Consider the following 15,263-nt stretch of genomic DNA (forward strand, 5'->3'; position numbering starts at 1 on the left):
ATTTAATTTTGCAAACAGGCAATGATTGCATCACCCATTTGTGAGGTGGATACTTCCTTAGTGCCTTGAGACATAATATCTTTTGTTCTTAAACCCTTGTCTAAAACGTCCTGAACTGATTTTTCTAACAAATCAGCTTCTTTATCTAAATCAAGAGAATATCTTAATGCCATTGCAAAACTTAATATAGTAGCAATAGGATTTGCAAGACCTTTACCAGCGATATCCGGAGCTGAACCATGAATAGGTTCATACATTGCTCTCATTTCGCCATCTTTATTTTTTGCACCAAGTGATGCTGAGGGTAATAATCCAAGAGATCCTGTTAACATGGAAGCTTCATCCGAAAGCATATCGCCAAATAAATTATCTGTTACAATAACATCAAATTGTTTAGGATTTCTAAGTAATTGCATAGCACAGTTATCAGCTAACATATGACTTAATTCTACATCTTTATATTCTCTATCATGTAAAGCTTGAACATCTTCTTTCCAAAGCAATCCTGCCTCCATGACATTTGATTTTTCACATGATGTTACTTTGTTCTTTCGTTTTCTAGCAAGATCAAAAGCTACTTTTGCAACTCTTTCTATTTCACTCGTTGTATATGTATGAGTATTTATTCCTTTTCTCTCTCCATTATCTATTGGTTTAATACCTCGAGGTTCTCCAAAGTAAATTCCACCGGTCAGCTCTCTTACAATCATGATGTCTAGACCAGAAACTATTTCTGGCTTTAGAGTAGAAGCATCGACTAATTGCTTAAAGCAGATTGCAGGTCTTAAATTTGCAAAAAGTTTAAGTTCCTTTCTTAATTTTAGTAAAGCTCTTTCAGGTTTTTTTGAAAATTCTAGATTATCCCATTTAGGACCACCTACAGCTCCTAAAATAACCGCCTCACACTCTAATGCTTTATAAAAAACCTCATCTGTAATTGGAGTACCATGCTTATCATATGATGCCCCGCCAGCTAAATCTTCATCAATTTCGAAGTCTAAAGATTTATTTGTGTTAAACCAATTTATAATTTTTTTGACTTCAGCAATTACTTCAGGACCAATACCATCACCTGGAAGCAACAGAAATTTTCTTTTTTTAATTTTAATCATTGAAAATCCAAGGTTTTGAAGACTTTAGTTTTTTTTCAAAGGAGTCAATTTTGTCTGATTTCTCTAGAGATAAAGCAATGTCATCTAAACCCTCAATTAAACATTTTTTTTTGAACTCATCTAACTCAAATTTTATTTCATTATTACCAAAAACTATTTTTTGATCTTTAAGATCAATCAAAATTTTTTCCTTTCTGGTTGAATACTCTGAAATTTGTTTTATTTGCTCTTCACTGATGGTGATTGGTAAAATTCCATTTTTGAAACAGTTATTATAGAATATATCAGCATAGCTTGAGCTAATTACGCAAGTAATACCAAAATCTAATAAAGCCCATGGTGCATGTTCTCTTGATGAACCGCAGCCAAAATTTTTACCAGCTATTAAAATTTTAGAATTTGTATAAGGTTCGTTATTAAGTATAAAATTTTCAATTTCTTTACCTGTTTCATCATATCTCATTTCAAAGAAAAGGTTTTTTCCTAAACCAGTCCTTTTAATTGTTTTTAAAAACTGTTTTGGGATTATCATATCTGTATCAATATTAACTATTGGAAGATATGCGGGTATACTCTCTAACGTATCAAATTTTTTCATTAATTTTCGTACTTTCTTACATCATCCAAATTTCCAGATATTGCAGCAGCAGCTGCCATACCTGGGCTAACTAAATGAGTTCTTCCACCTCTTCCTTGTCTTCCCTCAAAATTTCTATTTGAGGTCGAGGCACACCTTTCTTCAGGCTTAAGTTTATCGGCATTCATAGCAAGGCACATCGAACAACCCGGCTCTCTCCACTCAAAACCAGATTGCTTAAAAATTTTATCTAAACCTTCTTGCTCTGCTTGTTCTTTTACTAACCCAGAGCCAGGCACAATAATAGCATTAACGTGTGAAGCAATTTTCTTATCTTTTAAAATTTTAGCAGCATCTCTGAGGTCCTCTATTCTTCCATTTGTACAGCTGCCTATAAATACTTTATCAATTTTAATATCTTTAATGTTAGTATTAGGTTTTAAACCCATATAATTTAAAGATCTTGTAATTGAGTTTTTTCTATCCTCATCATTTTCATTATCAGGATTAGGAACTTTGCCATCTATTTCAACAACGTCTTGGGGTGATGTACCCCATGTAACCATTGGTTTTATTTCAGCGCCATCCAATGTTATCTCTTTATCAAAGTGAGCATTCTTATCAGTTTTCAATTTACTCCAATACTCAATAGCTTTGTCCCAACTTTCACCTTTCGGTGACATTGGTTTCCCCTTCAGATAATTAAAAATTTTTGTGTCAGGTTCGATAAGGCCAGCTCTTGCCCCTCCCTCTATGGTCATATTGCAAATTGTCATTCTTTGCTCGACACTTAAACTTGAAATTAAATTTCCTGCGTACTCAATTACATATCCTGTTCCACCTGCGGTACCAATTTTACCAATTATTTGAAGAATTACGTCTTTTGATGTTACACCTATAGGTAAACTACCATTTACATTTATTCTAAAATTTTTAGATTTTTTTTGAACTAAGGTTTGTGTTGCGAGCACATGTTCAACTTCAGAAGTACCTATTCCAAACGCTAAAGCACCAAATGCACCATGTGTAGCAGTATGACTATCACCACAGACAATTATGTTTCCTGGTTGGGTAAAGCCTTGTTCAGGACCAATTATATGAACAATACCTTGTCTCTTATCATCCATTCCAAATAATTGGATACCAAATTCCTTACAATTTTTCTCAAGAGTTTCTACCTGAATTCTCGAATCCTCGTCTGAAATTCCTTTAGATCTATCTGTAGTTGGAACATTATGATCTGCAACCGCAAGTGTTAATCTAGGTTGCCTTACTTTCCTGTTTGTATTTCTCAGACCCTCAAATGCTTGGGGACTGGTTACCTCATGAATTAAATGTCTGTCGACAAATAGTAGAGATGTACCATCATCTTGTTCATGAACAAGATGCTCTTCCCAAATTTTATCGTAAATAGTTTGTGACATTTAGAAAAATATTATTTTTTCTCTGCGGGACTTTCTTGTTTTTGCTCCTCTTTTTTAATTTCTTCTTTTGGAGCTTCTGCTACTGCCTCTTTTTTAACTTCTTCTTTTGGAGCTTCTGCTACTACTTCTTTTTTAGCTGCATCGGAGCTTGCATCAGATTTTGGAACTTCTTTTGAATTCTCATCTGTTGCTGGCAAAACATTTTCTTCAGTTACTTGTTGAATTTTTGTTTCTATATCAATTCCAATTTTCTTTTTAATCTTTTCAGCTATTCTTGCTGATTTACCTGTTCTATCTCTTAGATAATAAAGTTTTGCTCTTCTTACCTTTCCAGATCTTACAACTTTAATTGTATCAACAATTGGACTGTACAATGCAAATGTTCTCTCAACACCTTCACCAAATGAAATTTTTCTAACAGTAAAAGATGAGTTTATATCTCTATTTTTTTTTGCAATACACACTCCTTCAAAATACTGTATTCTGTCTCTTTTACCTTCGGTAATTCTTACTCCAACTTTTACTATATCTCCTGGAAAAAAATCAGGATGTTTTCTCTCAGAAACAATTTTTTTTACAATGGATTGATTGATTTCTTCAATATTTTTCATTTTAGTTCTTTTTAGTCTTCTTATATTTTTCCCACAAATCTGGTCTTCGGTCGCGTGTTATAGCCTCAGATTGTGATAAACGCCAGTCTTTAATTTTGGCATGATCTCCTGATAATAACACTTCTGGCACACCTTTTTGCTCGAAAATTTGAGGTTTAGTATATTGAGGATATTCCAAAAGACCATTTTCGAAACTTTCATTTTTAGATGAGTTCACATTGCCTAAAACACCAGGAACAAATCTTAAAATCGCATCAAGAACCACAAATACAGCTGTTTCACCTCCAGACAAAACAAAGTCTCCAATACTTATTTCCTCTATATTTCTGCTATCAATTATCCTTTGATCAATGCCCTCAAAATGACCACATATAAAATTAATTGATTCAAATTCTGAAAATCTTTTTGCACAATTATGATCAAAAATTTTTCCTTTTGGGCTAAGGTAAATTATTTTTTCATCCTGTGGTAAATTTTTATCCAATGATCTTGCTAATACATCTGCTTTCATTATCATACCATCACCACCACCATACGGTGTATCATCAACTGTCTTGTGCTTATCCTCAGCATAATTTCTAATATCCACAATTTCTAAACTCCAAATTTTTTCCTTCATAGCTTTGCCAAATAATCCTTTTTCTAAATAGCCTGGAAAATAGTCTGGATACAAAGTGAATACTCGAGACTTAAACATTTATTTTTTTTCTTCTCCCTTTGGTGCTTCTGGAGCAGCTTCAGCCTTAGGAGCTTCTTTGGTATCTTCATTTTTTGGTGTTTCGCTTGTAGCATCTTTTTTAGGTGCTTCTGCATTATTATCTGATTTCGTCTCAGTTTTTGCTTCCGCTCCTTCACCATCTTTTTTGTTTCTTTCTTTTTTAGGAACTGCTTTAATAGGGTTATTTCCGTTAGCTGGCATTTCGATTATCTGGTTCTCACCAAGAATTCTGGCAACTCTAGTTGTTGGTTGCGCTCCTTGACTTAACCAATATTTAATTCTCTCTTGGTCTAGTCCTACTCTTTCTTTTTTTTCCTTTGGAAGTAACGGATTAAAGAAACCTAGCTTTTCAATAAATCTTCCATCTCTTGGAAATCTACTGTCAGCAACAACAATTTTATAAACAGGTCTTTTTTTCGTACCACCCATTGATAATCTCATTTTTAACATTTTTTCTCCTTTTTTTATTTAAGTTGATTAAAAAGTTCTGGTGGTATTCCTTTGTCCGCCATTCCTTTCATATTTCCTTTAGACATCTTTTTCATCATCTCAGACATCATTTTAAATTGTTTTAACAATTTATTGATAGTGGCAATGTCAGTACCAGAGCCATTAGCAATTCTTTTTTTTCTGGATCCATCAATTATCTTTGGATTTTCTCTTTCTTTTTTAGTCATAGATAAAATTACAGCTTCATTTTGAGTAATTATTTTTTCGTCAACACCTGCTTCATCCATTTGAGATTTAATTTTTGAAACACCTGGAAGAAAAGACATAATACCCTCGATCCCACCCATTTTCTTCATTTGTCGTAATTGAGATAAATAGTCTTCTAAGGAAAATTGACCTTTTTTTAATTTTTCTTCAGTTTTTTTTAAATTTTCTTGATCTATATCTTCAGCAGCTTTTTCAACAAGAGAAACGATATCTCCCATTCCTAAAATTCTATTTGCTATTCTGTCAGGATAAAAAATTTCAAAATTATCTATTTTTTCTCCAATTCCCAAAAATTTTATAGGAACATCTGCAACATACTTCATACTTAATGCTGCACCACCTCTTCCGTCACCATCTGATCTGGTAAGAACTATACCAGTTAAATTTACAGTATTTTTAAATTCTTTAGCCACATTTGCAGCAACTTGACCTGTTAAAGAGTCTGCAACTAATATAGTTTCTGAAGGATTTATTATTCCCTCTATTTGTTTAATTTCACTCATCATTTGGAGATCTATTTGAGTTCTTCCTGCTGTATCAAAAAGAATTACCTCGGAGCCATTCAGGTTTGCTGCACTTAAAGCTCGTCTGCAGATGTCTGCAGGTAATTGACCTTCAATAACAGGTAAAGTAATTATGTTATTTTGTTCACCAAGTAATTTTAATTGTTCTTGTGCAGCTGGCCGGTACACATCAAGGCTAACCATCATTACTTTTTTTTTATTATTTTTTTCTAGAAATTTGGCCAGCTTTGTAGTGGTGGTAGTTTTTCCTGATCCTTGTAATCCCACTAACATAATAGGTACAGGTGGAACAGCATTAAGGAGAATATCTGAATTTTTATCACCTAAAAATGATACAAGTTCATCGTAAACAATTTTAACAACCATTTGCCCAGGTGATGTTGATCTTACTATCTCTTTACCTAGAGCTTTTGGTTTAACTCTGTTTATGAATTCTTTTACAACATCTAGAGATACATCGGCCTCTAATAAAGCAAGACGAATAGCACGCAATCCTTCATCCACTTGTTTTTCATCAAGAGAGGGTGCTTTTTTTAAAGAGGAAAAAATTTCCTCAAATTTATTTGTTAAATTTTCAAACATAATTTTACACAGCAGGTACCGCACCAGTGGGCGAACCCTCGCTGACTGGTGTCGATCTCTTTGTTACCAAAGACACCGCAAATTGCTGTATTTTGCGGAAACTGCGGTAAACTATAATAGAGGTTCAAAAAGTCAATAAATAAGTTAAGTATTTAATCTATGGAGTTTGAAGCTTTTAGAATGGACGGTTTGGGTAATGATTTTGTCATTATTGATCAAAGAAAAAGATCGGTAAGTCTTACTAAGGATCAAATTATAAAAATTTGTGATCGTAATTTTTTAGGATGTGATCAATTAATTTTTATACAAAATAGCACTATATCAAATGCTTCAATGCAATTTTATAATTCAGATGGGAGTACATCAGGAGCATGTGGTAATGGAACAAGATGTGTTGCATATTTGATTTCAGAAGAAGAGAAAAATAAAAATATAAGTCTAAATGTTGATAATCAAATACTTAATTCTAAAATTTTAGATAGTAAACAGGTTGAAACAATAATAGGAAAACCAAAACTGAATTGGAAGGATATCCCAATTAATAGAGAATTGAATACAAGAAATTTAGAATTAACTATCTCTGATGTTGACAATAATAAAATTACTGGAGGTGTAGGTATCAATGTTGGTAATCCCCATGTAATTTTTTTTGTAAATGATCTTGAATCATTTGACTTAAAAAAAATTGGTCCGCAAATAGAGAATAATGAAATATTTCCAGAAAAATGTAATGTTACATTAGCTCAGAAAATAAGTAACGAACATATAAAAATAAAAGTTTGGGAGAGGGGTGCTGGACTAACAAAAGCTTGCGGTACAGCCGCATGTGCAACAGCTGTTGCTGCTAACATTGATGAATTGGAAAATACAGTCACTGAAATAGAATTTAAACTGGGAAGATTACAAATAAAAATTGATCAAGATAAGTTTATACACATGAAAGGTCCTGTTTCGGAGATACAAAAAATAACAATTAAACTTTAATGGGAATTTTTGAAAAATTTAAAATCGGATTTAAAAAAAGTGCCGATAATATTGCTTCTGGTCTAAGAGAAATAATAATTAAAAAAGAAATAGATGACAAAACATTAGATGAAATTGAGGAATTCTTAATTAGCTCAGATGTCGGAATTGATGCTTCTTCAGAAATAAAAGAAATAATAGCACGAAAAAAAATTGATCCAAAAAATAATGCTGTAAGTGAGGTTAATAAAATACTTGAAGAATATATTATCAATCTTATGGAACCACTCGAAAAAAAAAACTTTTTTGAAAAAAAAGAGAATTTGAATATTATTTTAATTTCAGGTGTTAATGGTGTAGGCAAAACCACAACGATTGGGAAAATTGGAAAAATTTTTATTGAAAATCACAATAAAGTTATATTTTCTGCATGTGATACTTTTAGAGCTGCAGCAATTGAACAGCTAGAGGAGTGGTCAAATCGAGTTGGGGCTACGATTATAAAATCAAACGCTGGTTCTGATCCAGCCTCAGTTGCATTTAAAGCTGTTGAATATGCTAAGCAAAATAATATCAATCAAGTTTTGATAGATACTGCTGGAAGACTACAGAATAAAAAAAATCTTATGGAAGAATTTAAAAAAATAGGAAGTGTAGTTAAAAAAAGTTCTGAGGGCGCACCGCACGAGGTAATACTTGTTTTAGATGCAACATCAGGTCAAAATATTATTAATCAATTAGAGGAATTTAATAAAATTATTCCAGTCTCAGGATTAATAATGACAAAATTAGATGGTACTGCAAAAGGAGGAATTCTAATTGCACTTTCAAAAAAATATAAAATACCAATTGTTGGACTTGGTTTAGGTGAAAAAGAAGATGATTTGCAAGTTTTTAATGCAAAACAATTCGCGAGTGCATTTACTCAAAAGATGTAATTAAGTTTTTTGAAATCAGTGGCTTATAAATATTACATTCAAAGTTTGTTTTCAAATCTCTATAACCACAGTTTTTTGCGAAACTTGAAACAATAAATTCTAATTTTCCGTTTGATTTTGCAGTAGACAAATGTTTGTTTGAAATACTGAATTTAAGATTTTTAAAAAATTTTTTTGATGCGCTTACTAATATCAATGTATCATTATCATTTAACAAATAATATGCGAAGTCCTCAGGGAACATTGGATATTCAAAATTGTTTGTAATTTTTTTTACTCTTTTTGGAAACCACTCATAAGAGATAAGAGGATAATCTTTCTTAGTTTTATGGTCATGAATATAAAGGTCTTGGGGATAATCATTGAGATAATTTCTATGCTCTCCTTTTGCAATTATAGCCTTTTCTCTAGTCTTAAAATAAAGAGTGAATTTTTTGTCATAAGACTCCATTAGACCAATATGAAAATATTTATTTATTTTTTCTGCATAAGCATTATTGAAAAAAATAAAAAATAAAAAAATTATAATTTTTTTCATTATAATTTTTAACTAAAGAAAAAGATAATGCTTTGGTTAAATTGTGTTCTAATTTAAGCTGGAGATAAATTTTTTAATTGTATTTATTAAATTTTCATTAAAATTCATCATATGATCGTCATTATCACTGAAAAAATTGTATTTAACACCATCAAATTTTTTGTACATTTCTTCACCCATACTAAAAGGAACAATTTTATCCTCTCTTCCGTGCATTATTAGAATAGGCGAATTTATTTTTGATATTTTTTCAATCGACTTATATTTGTCCTTTAAAATTAATTTAGCGGGCAAGTACGGGTAATATTTTTTAGCTAGGATTTCCATTGAAGTAAATGGTGACTCTAATATTAAACCAGAAAAACTATTAGAGCTTGCAAGATCTACAGCAATTGCTGTTCCAAGAGATTCTCCATATAATATAATTGAATTGTCCTCTACACCGTTTGAATTAAGCCATTTCTTCGCAGCCCTTGCATCTTCATAAAGTCCTTGCTCAGTTGGTTTGCCCTTATTTCCACTGAAACCTCTATAAGCAAATATTAAATAATTAATATCTAACTTAGAAAATTCATTAAGTTTATAAATTCTATTATCTATTTTTCCTGCATTTCCGTGAAAAAAAAGAATAGTTTTAAAGTTTTTATTTTTCACAAATCTCCAAGCTACAAGTTCATTTTCAGACTGAATATATACTTTTTCTATTTTGTGATTAAGTGGTCCTTCATCTAGATAATTATTTTCGCCGGGATGATAAAGTAATTTTCTTTGGTAAAAATATACTACAAGCGAGACCCCAAAATAAATTACGAAAATATAAAATAATATTTTAAAAAAAATCATTTTATGCTTTTTGTTCATTATCAACTTTTCTTTTAACTAAATATATTCCAAAAAATACTAAGACGGTTCCTAGATAATGGTAATTTTCTAAATTTTCATCGAATAAAAATATTCCATAAAATGCCCCATAAACAGTGAATAAATATAATGTAAATCCAGTTACAGACGCTCCTAATTTTTGTTGCGTTAAAGTATAAAGTGCAAATGCAATAATTCCTGGTGAAATTGCTGCAAACAATACCCAAAAATAAAAATTTGAGTCAAATTGAGTTTGTACAAAATATATTTCTTCTAATAAGTAGAAAGGTAACAAACTAATGATGCCGCCGAGTGAGATAATAGTAAACCTTGGAAAAACATCTAAATCGGACTTCCAGTAAAATAAGAAAATTGAATATAATGCCCAACCAATTGCAGCCCCCAACATCCATAAGTCACCTTGATTAAAAGTTAAATTGAATAAAAGCAAAATATCACCTTTGATTATAATAATAAGAACTCCGACTAAACAGGAAACTAAACCAAAAATCTTAAGGTTATTTATTTTTTCACCAAAAAATAAAGAGGAAATTATAATAATAAAAATTGGAGAGGAGGTATAAATAATTCCCATATTAATTATCGTAGTTGTTTTTCCAGCTATAAAAGGGAAGGCGCCACATACACCACAGCCCATTGAGCCTAAAAATAAAAGTTTCCAGATTTCTTTTTTTATGATCCTAATTTCTCTTTTAATAGAAAAAAAAGTAAAGGATAACAGAATTAAAAAAACAAAAAACCACCTCCAAAATGCTAATGAAATTGGAGGTATAAACTCAACACCTCCACGAGCAACTATTAAGTTGCTTGCCATAAAAATTGGTTGAATAAAAAGTAATAGATAAGGAAAAAGATTTTGTTTGTTCATCTTTATTTCTTATAGTTTAATTTTTATTTTTAGAAGATATGTTTAGATTGAAAGATTTATTGCTTGTCAAAAAAAGCTTCGTAAATCATCATTATAATTGCTGCACCCATAAAGATATATACAGGTAATACGTCTAAAAAAGTTATCATCATAGATCTAGTAAGAGTAGTAGCTAAGCCAACTAAAAAGAATAGAGCAAACGAAATTCCAATAACTGTTGTTAATTTATTCATATTTAATCTTCACATTCCTTCTCTAACCATCTTGCAACTCCTAAAAATCTGTGATCATCATATTTATCACCGATTAATTGAACACCTAATGGTAATTTATTTTCACCTTCAAGTAAAGGAAGAGAAATACAAGGCGTACCAAGATAAGACCAAACCTTATTAAATTCTGCAGTACCTGTGCTTTTTAATCCTTTAGGTGCGACCCCTGGACTGGACGGCATTAGCACTCCATGGTAATCCTCAAAAACTTCTTTATAAGATTCATAACTTTGTTTCCTAAAATCAATAGCCTCTGCGTATTCTTTTGCAGAGTATTTATTTCCTCTAGAAATTGCATCTTGCAAGTATTTAGACAATTTAGATTTAAACTTTTTATAATAAATTGAAAAATTGTTTGCTAAGTCTGTTTCGTGAATTACTTGATGATATTTATGTATATCTTTGAAGTAAGACGGAGTATCAAAAACTTCAATGTTTTTAAAAGACTTAATAAAATATTCAAAAGCATCTCTGGATTTTTTTTCAATCATCTTCCAGTGATTTGTTTTATAAAATATAAATTTTGGTTCAAATAATGGGCCTTTTTTTGTCTCTGCTAGAATATTCTCTGATGAATAATGTATTGAAGCTGGATCCTGTTTGTCTTTCTTAATTAAAGCTTTAGCCAATAAAGCAACGTCCTCTACATTTCTTCCAAACATACCAATATGATCTAAAGTTTGAGAGGTTCTTAAAACACCATTTCTTGATATTAAGCCATAAGTTGGTTTATAGCCTACTACACCACAGTAAGAAGCAGGTCTTATTACTGATCCGCCTGTTTGAGATCCAATTGAAAGGGGTGCCATATATGATGCAACTGATGCGGCTGATCCACTGGAAGAACCGCCTGGTGTTCTAGAATAATCATGTGGGTTCGTAGTTTTTGGAGGTCCAAGAAAAGCTAATTCTGAAGTTGCAGTTTTGCCCATTACAATAGCTCCTTCCGAAATCAATAAATCAATAATTTCTGCATTTTGTGAGTAAGATTTGCCTTTTCTTATGCTTGTGCCGCACTCAGTTGGCATCTCAACTGTTCCAACAATATCTTTAACAGCTACAGGTATGCCATGTAGGAAGCCAATTGGTTTACCCGATCTTCTGTAGTCGTCTGCCTCTTTAGCTTTCTCTAATAAAATTTTTTTATCAAAAAATGCCCAAGCTTTTACTTCTTTTTCAAATTTATCGATTCTTTCTATATATTTTTCGCATAACTCTACCGAGGTTAATTCTGAATTTTTTATTTTTAAAGCAAGGTTTTCTACACTCTGTGAAAATATTTCATTCATAAATTTCTTCTTTAGTCAGCAAAAAGTACATCAGGAAGCCATAAGGCTATACCTGGAAAAATGTACATCAATACCATTGCAAAAATCACTATTCCTAAAAATGGCATGATCCCTTTAAATATTTCCAACAATTCTACATTTTTTGTTTGTACGCCTTTAAGATAATATGCAGACATTGCCATGGGTGGTGTTAAGAAAGATGTTTGCAAGTTTAATGCAATCAACATAGCAAAGAAATACGGATTAACACCAAAAAATTCTACCAGTGGAAGGAATATAGGTACAAAAATAATTAGAATTTCTGTCCATTCTAAAGGCCAACCTAGAATAAAAATAATTATTTGAGTTATCACTAAAAACTGCCAAGGAGCTAAATTCATAGATTTAAAAAAGTGTTCAAAAACTTCGTGACCACCCAAATAAGAAAACACTGCTGCAAAAGTCCATGATCCTACAAACAACCACATTATCATTGCGGTTGTTTTTGCTGTAAGGAAAACAGACTCTTTGAAACTTTTCCATTTTAAAGACTTATAAATTAAAGATAGGACTAAAGATCCAAGAGCTCCCACCGCTGCAGCCTCTGCTGGTGTTGCAAGACCTGCAAGAATAGTACCTAAAACTAATATTATTAAAGAAAATAATGGTACAAATGAAACTAAAACCTCTTTTAATATCACTGCTCTTGGTGGTATTTCCTCCTTTGGAGGCTTAGGTGCAATGGATGGATTAAAGTACGCCCTAGTTATTGCATAAATTATATAAAGCCCTGCCAACATTAATCCAGGAAATATTGCTGCTGCAAATAATCTAAGAGGAGATAATTGAGCAATTACTGCATAAACTATAAGCATAATACTTGGAGGAATTAAAATACCTAAACAACCACCCGAACATATAACTCCTGATGCAAATTTTTTGTCATATCCTGCTCTTATCATTGCAGGCCATGCAAGTAGTCCCATTAATGTAACTACTGCACCGATAATTCCTGTAGCTGTAGAAAATAATGCACAAGTGACGAGAGCAGCTACAGCCATTGAAGCTGGCAAACCATGTGAAGCAAGTCTAATTGCATTAAATAATCTTGCTACAATTCCTGCTCTTTCAACTAGATAACCCATAAATAAAAATAAGGGGACGGCGGTAAGCACTGTATTGTCCATTACAGAATATGTGTTTTGAACAAATAATTGAAATATCCTGTTATCCAAAAAATGATCCATTCTTGACGGATCGTAATATGCAAAATATCCAAAACCAATTCCCATTGCCATTAAGGTAAATGCAATTGGAAAACCTAAAAGCACTGCGAATAGAAATATACCCATCATCAAGATGGCTATTTCAGGATTTGTTAAACTAAATAACATCTTTTTGGTCCTCGTCTTGAGTTGTTCTCATTAAAATTTTTTCTGTCTCCTCAGCAACAACCATTCTTGCAGGCCAATGACCAGTTTGAATGCAAATGATTGATCTGAATACCTCACTTATTCCTTGAATGATTAATAGTAAACCAGAAAGTGGTATCAAAGATTTTGCCATATAAATTTGAATTTGTGCTGGACTATTCCAACTTGTTTCTTTTATTTTCCAAGCCATAGATGCGTATTCGTACCCATAAAATGCTAGAGCCAAAACACCTGGAAAGAAAAATATAAAATATAAAATTAGATCAATCCAACCTTGAGTTCTGGGTTTAAATAATCGGTAAATTACATCACCTCTTACATGAGCCTCGGTCGACAAAGTATAAGCACCTGCCATCATAAAAATGGCTCCATACATTTGAAGACTAAAATCAAAATTCCATAATGTGGGAGCATTAAATGCATATGCCATAACCACCTCATAACAAGTTCCACACATTAAAATTACAATACACCATGAAAATGCCTTACCCATTGATGTACTTAATTGATCTGCAAACTTGATAAATGATCTCATAAAAACTTCTAAGTAATAACAAAAAGGGGGCTAAAAAGCCCCCCTTTTTTTTCTAATTTATTAAAAATTATTAGATTTTTACTTTTGCTATTGGACCAAACTCATTTTCGTAAGCAAGTTTGTAATTAGGCTGATTCATCAGCAAGTACTTCATTACTCTCTTAGCATACGCTTTCTGTGAGTCTATGATTTTCTTGAAGAATGGATCTTTTCCAGAAAAGTCACCGACTACTTTGTCCCAACCTTTTAACTGCTCAGAAAGAATTGCATCTGAAGTTTGATATACATTTACTTTATGCTCATTCATTAACTTAGATAAGTCAGCTGAATATCTTACTAAAGCTTTAAAGTAGTTATCAGTGTTTGCAGCATAAGCAGCATTTTTCAAAATTGCTTGATGTGCAGGCGAAAGGTTGTTGTATGATTTTTTGTTAATAGGAATTTCAAACATCTCCTGAGATTGGTGGAAACTACCTAAGTGATAGTGCTTAGATACATCCTGCATACCAAACTGAGAGTCTGAAGTTGGGTTGTTAAACTCAGCTGCATCAATCAAACCAGTTTTCATTGCTGGTTGGATTTCTCCACCTGGTAACTGTCTTACGACCATTCCCATTGCAGTAAGAACGTTAGTTGCAAGACCAACTGTTCTGTACTTCATTCCTTTAACGTCGGATACTTTAGTTACATTCTTTTTAAACCATCCGAATGGTTGAGCTGGCATAGGCATATGAAAGAAACCAACATAGTCAAAACCAACTTTTGCTAAAGTTTCTTCATATAGAGCTCTTCCTCCACCATATTCCATCCATCCCATAACTTCTTGTGATGACATACCGTATGATGGTCCTGTTCCAAATAATGAAGCTGCAGGGTTTTTTCCATACCAATATGCAGTCACCCAGTGACCCATATCAAGTACTCCAGAACTTACTGCCTGTCCAATTTCGGAAGTTTTAACAACAGCTCCGACTGGTTGTAAGTCAATTTTTAATGTTCCGCCTGACATCTGATCAACCATTTTCGCATAGTCTCCTGCCATTTCGAAAAAGATATTTGCTCCGCTAGGCCAAGCTGCTTGCATTTTAAGAGTAGTATGACCACCCCCCAATGCAAGATTAGGCATTGCTACTGCTGCTGTTGCTGCTGCACCAGTTGCTGCTGCCGTTTTAAAGAACTTACGTCTTGAAGGAATTTTACCCTTCAAAGGTTTTTTTTCTTTAACCATTTATTTCTCCTCTTTAAGTTAATTAACTTCAAAGATTTAAACATGTAAACTTGTTAGAGTCATTCTAAAATCG

17 protein-coding genes are annotated in these 15,263 nt (G+C 32.3%); 2 read left to right on the top strand and 15 right to left on the bottom strand.

The window, feature by feature from the left end:
* Positions 1-2: 2 nt before the first annotated feature.
* From leuB to ffh, 7 genes are read right to left on the bottom strand one after another with little or no spacing between them, the layout of a single operon-like run.
* The gene (gene leuB, locus B8063_RS02790; protein WP_085069254.1) at positions 3-1,112 is read right to left on the bottom strand and encodes a 3-isopropylmalate dehydrogenase; all 1,110 of its coding nucleotides are present in this window, start codon (positions 1,110-1,112) and stop codon (positions 3-5) included.
* The gene (gene leuD / locus B8063_RS02795) at positions 1,105-1,710 is read right to left on the bottom strand and encodes a 3-isopropylmalate dehydratase small subunit (RefSeq protein WP_085069257.1); all 606 of its coding nucleotides are present in this window, start codon (positions 1,708-1,710) and stop codon (positions 1,105-1,107) included. Before leuD ends, leuB begins: the two co-directional genes overlap by 8 nt.
* A complete protein-coding gene (gene leuC / locus B8063_RS02800) occupies positions 1,710-3,113 on the bottom strand; it encodes a 3-isopropylmalate dehydratase large subunit (protein WP_085069259.1) in 1,404 nt (467 codons plus the stop codon). Before leuC ends, leuD begins: the two co-directional genes overlap by 1 nt.
* A gap of 11 nt (positions 3,114-3,124) precedes the next feature.
* Entirely contained in the window at positions 3,125-3,724 is a 600-nt protein-coding gene (rplS, locus tag B8063_RS07320; RefSeq protein ID WP_085069261.1) for a 50S ribosomal protein L19, read from the bottom strand.
* Position 3,725: 1 nt separating this feature from the next.
* The gene (trmD, locus tag B8063_RS02810; protein ID WP_085069265.1) at positions 3,726-4,421 is read right to left on the bottom strand and encodes a tRNA (guanosine(37)-N1)-methyltransferase TrmD; all 696 of its coding nucleotides are present in this window, start codon (positions 4,419-4,421) and stop codon (positions 3,726-3,728) included.
* A complete protein-coding gene (gene rpsP, locus B8063_RS02815) occupies positions 4,422-4,892 on the bottom strand; it encodes a 30S ribosomal protein S16 (protein WP_085069267.1) in 471 nt (156 codons plus the stop codon). It abuts the gene before it with no gap.
* Between the two features lie 14 nt (positions 4,893-4,906).
* Complete coding sequence (gene ffh, locus B8063_RS02820) at positions 4,907-6,265, bottom strand: signal recognition particle protein (protein WP_085069269.1); 1,359 nt, start codon at positions 6,263-6,265, stop codon at positions 4,907-4,909.
* A gap of 159 nt (positions 6,266-6,424) precedes the next feature.
* Here ffh and dapF point away from each other — a divergent pair, with 159 nt between their 5' ends.
* Both dapF and ftsY read left to right on the top strand, forming a co-directional pair.
* A complete protein-coding gene (gene dapF / locus B8063_RS02825; RefSeq protein ID WP_085069271.1) occupies positions 6,425-7,249 on the top strand; it encodes a diaminopimelate epimerase in 825 nt (274 codons plus the stop codon).
* Positions 7,249-8,166 (top strand): signal recognition particle-docking protein FtsY, encoded by a 918-nt coding sequence (gene ftsY / locus B8063_RS02830; RefSeq protein ID WP_085069273.1) that lies wholly within the window; start codon positions 7,249-7,251, stop codon positions 8,164-8,166. Before dapF ends, ftsY begins: the two co-directional genes overlap by 1 nt.
* Here the strand turns inward: ftsY and B8063_RS02835 are convergent.
* The 8 genes from B8063_RS02835 to B8063_RS02865 form a co-directional block, all read right to left on the bottom strand.
* The gene (locus B8063_RS02835; protein ID WP_085069275.1) at positions 8,150-8,704 is read right to left on the bottom strand and encodes a hypothetical protein; all 555 of its coding nucleotides are present in this window, start codon (positions 8,702-8,704) and stop codon (positions 8,150-8,152) included. The genes ftsY and B8063_RS02835 overlap by 17 nt on opposite strands.
* A gap of 48 nt (positions 8,705-8,752) precedes the next feature.
* Positions 8,753-9,565 carry an alpha/beta hydrolase gene (locus B8063_RS02840; protein ID WP_085069277.1) on the bottom strand — a complete coding sequence of 271 codons (813 nt, stop codon included), beginning with the start codon at positions 9,563-9,565 and terminating at the stop codon, positions 8,753-8,755.
* Positions 9,549-10,454 carry a DMT family transporter gene (locus B8063_RS02845; RefSeq protein WP_085069279.1) on the bottom strand — a complete coding sequence of 302 codons (906 nt, stop codon included), beginning with the start codon at positions 10,452-10,454 and terminating at the stop codon, positions 9,549-9,551. The genes B8063_RS02840 and B8063_RS02845 overlap by 17 nt, the downstream gene beginning before the upstream one ends.
* Positions 10,455-10,510: 56 nt before the next feature.
* Positions 10,511-10,687: a hypothetical protein gene (locus B8063_RS07210; protein ID WP_179850052.1), complete on the bottom strand. Its 177-nt coding sequence runs from the start codon at positions 10,685-10,687 to the stop codon at positions 10,511-10,513.
* 2 nt (positions 10,688-10,689) lie between these two features.
* Positions 10,690-12,015: an amidase gene (locus B8063_RS02850; RefSeq protein ID WP_085069281.1), complete on the bottom strand. Its 1,326-nt coding sequence runs from the start codon at positions 12,013-12,015 to the stop codon at positions 10,690-10,692.
* An 11-nt stretch (positions 12,016-12,026) separates the two neighbouring features.
* Positions 12,027-13,388, bottom strand: coding sequence for a TRAP transporter large permease (locus B8063_RS02855; protein ID WP_085069283.1), 1,362 nt, complete (start codon positions 13,386-13,388; stop codon positions 12,027-12,029).
* On the bottom strand, positions 13,378-13,962 hold the full coding sequence (locus tag B8063_RS02860) for a TRAP transporter small permease subunit (RefSeq protein ID WP_085069289.1): 585 nt from the start codon (positions 13,960-13,962) through the stop codon (positions 13,378-13,380). Before B8063_RS02860 ends, B8063_RS02855 begins: the two co-directional genes overlap by 11 nt.
* Before the next feature lie 70 nt (positions 13,963-14,032).
* Positions 14,033-15,190, bottom strand: coding sequence for a TRAP transporter substrate-binding protein (locus tag B8063_RS02865; RefSeq protein ID WP_085069291.1), 1,158 nt, complete (start codon positions 15,188-15,190; stop codon positions 14,033-14,035).
* Between the last annotated feature and the right edge of the window lie 73 nt (positions 15,191-15,263).

The organism is Candidatus Pelagibacter sp. RS40 (assembly GCF_002101295.1).
Taxonomy (GTDB): Bacteria; Pseudomonadota; Alphaproteobacteria; order Pelagibacterales; family Pelagibacteraceae; genus Pelagibacter.

Coding starts and splice junctions, on each gene's coding strand:
- B8063_RS02865 (WP_085069291.1), bottom strand. CDS start 15,190: ATGGTTAAAGAAAAAAAACCTTTGAAGGGTAAAATTCCTTCAAGACGT.
- dapF (WP_085069271.1), top strand. CDS start 6,425: ATGGAGTTTGAAGCTTTTAGAATGGACGGTTTGGGTAATGATTTTGTC.
- B8063_RS02855 (WP_085069283.1), bottom strand. CDS start 13,388: ATGTTATTTAGTTTAACAAATCCTGAAATAGCCATCTTGATGATGGGT.
- B8063_RS02850 (WP_085069281.1), bottom strand. CDS start 12,015: ATGAATGAAATATTTTCACAGAGTGTAGAAAACCTTGCTTTAAAAATA.
- ftsY (WP_085069273.1), top strand. CDS start 7,249: ATGGGAATTTTTGAAAAATTTAAAATCGGATTTAAAAAAAGTGCCGAT.
- ffh (WP_085069269.1), bottom strand. CDS start 6,265: ATGTTTGAAAATTTAACAAATAAATTTGAGGAAATTTTTTCCTCTTTA.
- B8063_RS02840 (WP_085069277.1), bottom strand. CDS start 9,565: ATGAACAAAAAGCATAAAATGATTTTTTTTAAAATATTATTTTATATT.
- B8063_RS02860 (WP_085069289.1), bottom strand. CDS start 13,962: ATGAGATCATTTATCAAGTTTGCAGATCAATTAAGTACATCAATGGGT.
- leuC (WP_085069259.1), bottom strand. CDS start 3,113: ATGTCACAAACTATTTACGATAAAATTTGGGAAGAGCATCTTGTTCAT.
- B8063_RS02835 (WP_085069275.1), bottom strand. CDS start 8,704: ATGAAAAAAATTATAATTTTTTTATTTTTTATTTTTTTCAATAATGCT.
- B8063_RS02845 (WP_085069279.1), bottom strand. CDS start 10,454: ATGAACAAACAAAATCTTTTTCCTTATCTATTACTTTTTATTCAACCA.
- rplS (WP_085069261.1), bottom strand. CDS start 3,724: ATGAAAAATATTGAAGAAATCAATCAATCCATTGTAAAAAAAATTGTT.
- trmD (WP_085069265.1), bottom strand. CDS start 4,421: ATGTTTAAGTCTCGAGTATTCACTTTGTATCCAGACTATTTTCCAGGC.
- B8063_RS07210 (WP_179850052.1), bottom strand. CDS start 10,687: ATGAATAAATTAACAACAGTTATTGGAATTTCGTTTGCTCTATTCTTT.
- leuD (WP_085069257.1), bottom strand. CDS start 1,710: ATGAAAAAATTTGATACGTTAGAGAGTATACCCGCATATCTTCCAATA.
- leuB (WP_085069254.1), bottom strand. CDS start 1,112: ATGATTAAAATTAAAAAAAGAAAATTTCTGTTGCTTCCAGGTGATGGT.
- rpsP (WP_085069267.1), bottom strand. CDS start 4,892: ATGTTAAAAATGAGATTATCAATGGGTGGTACGAAAAAAAGACCTGTT.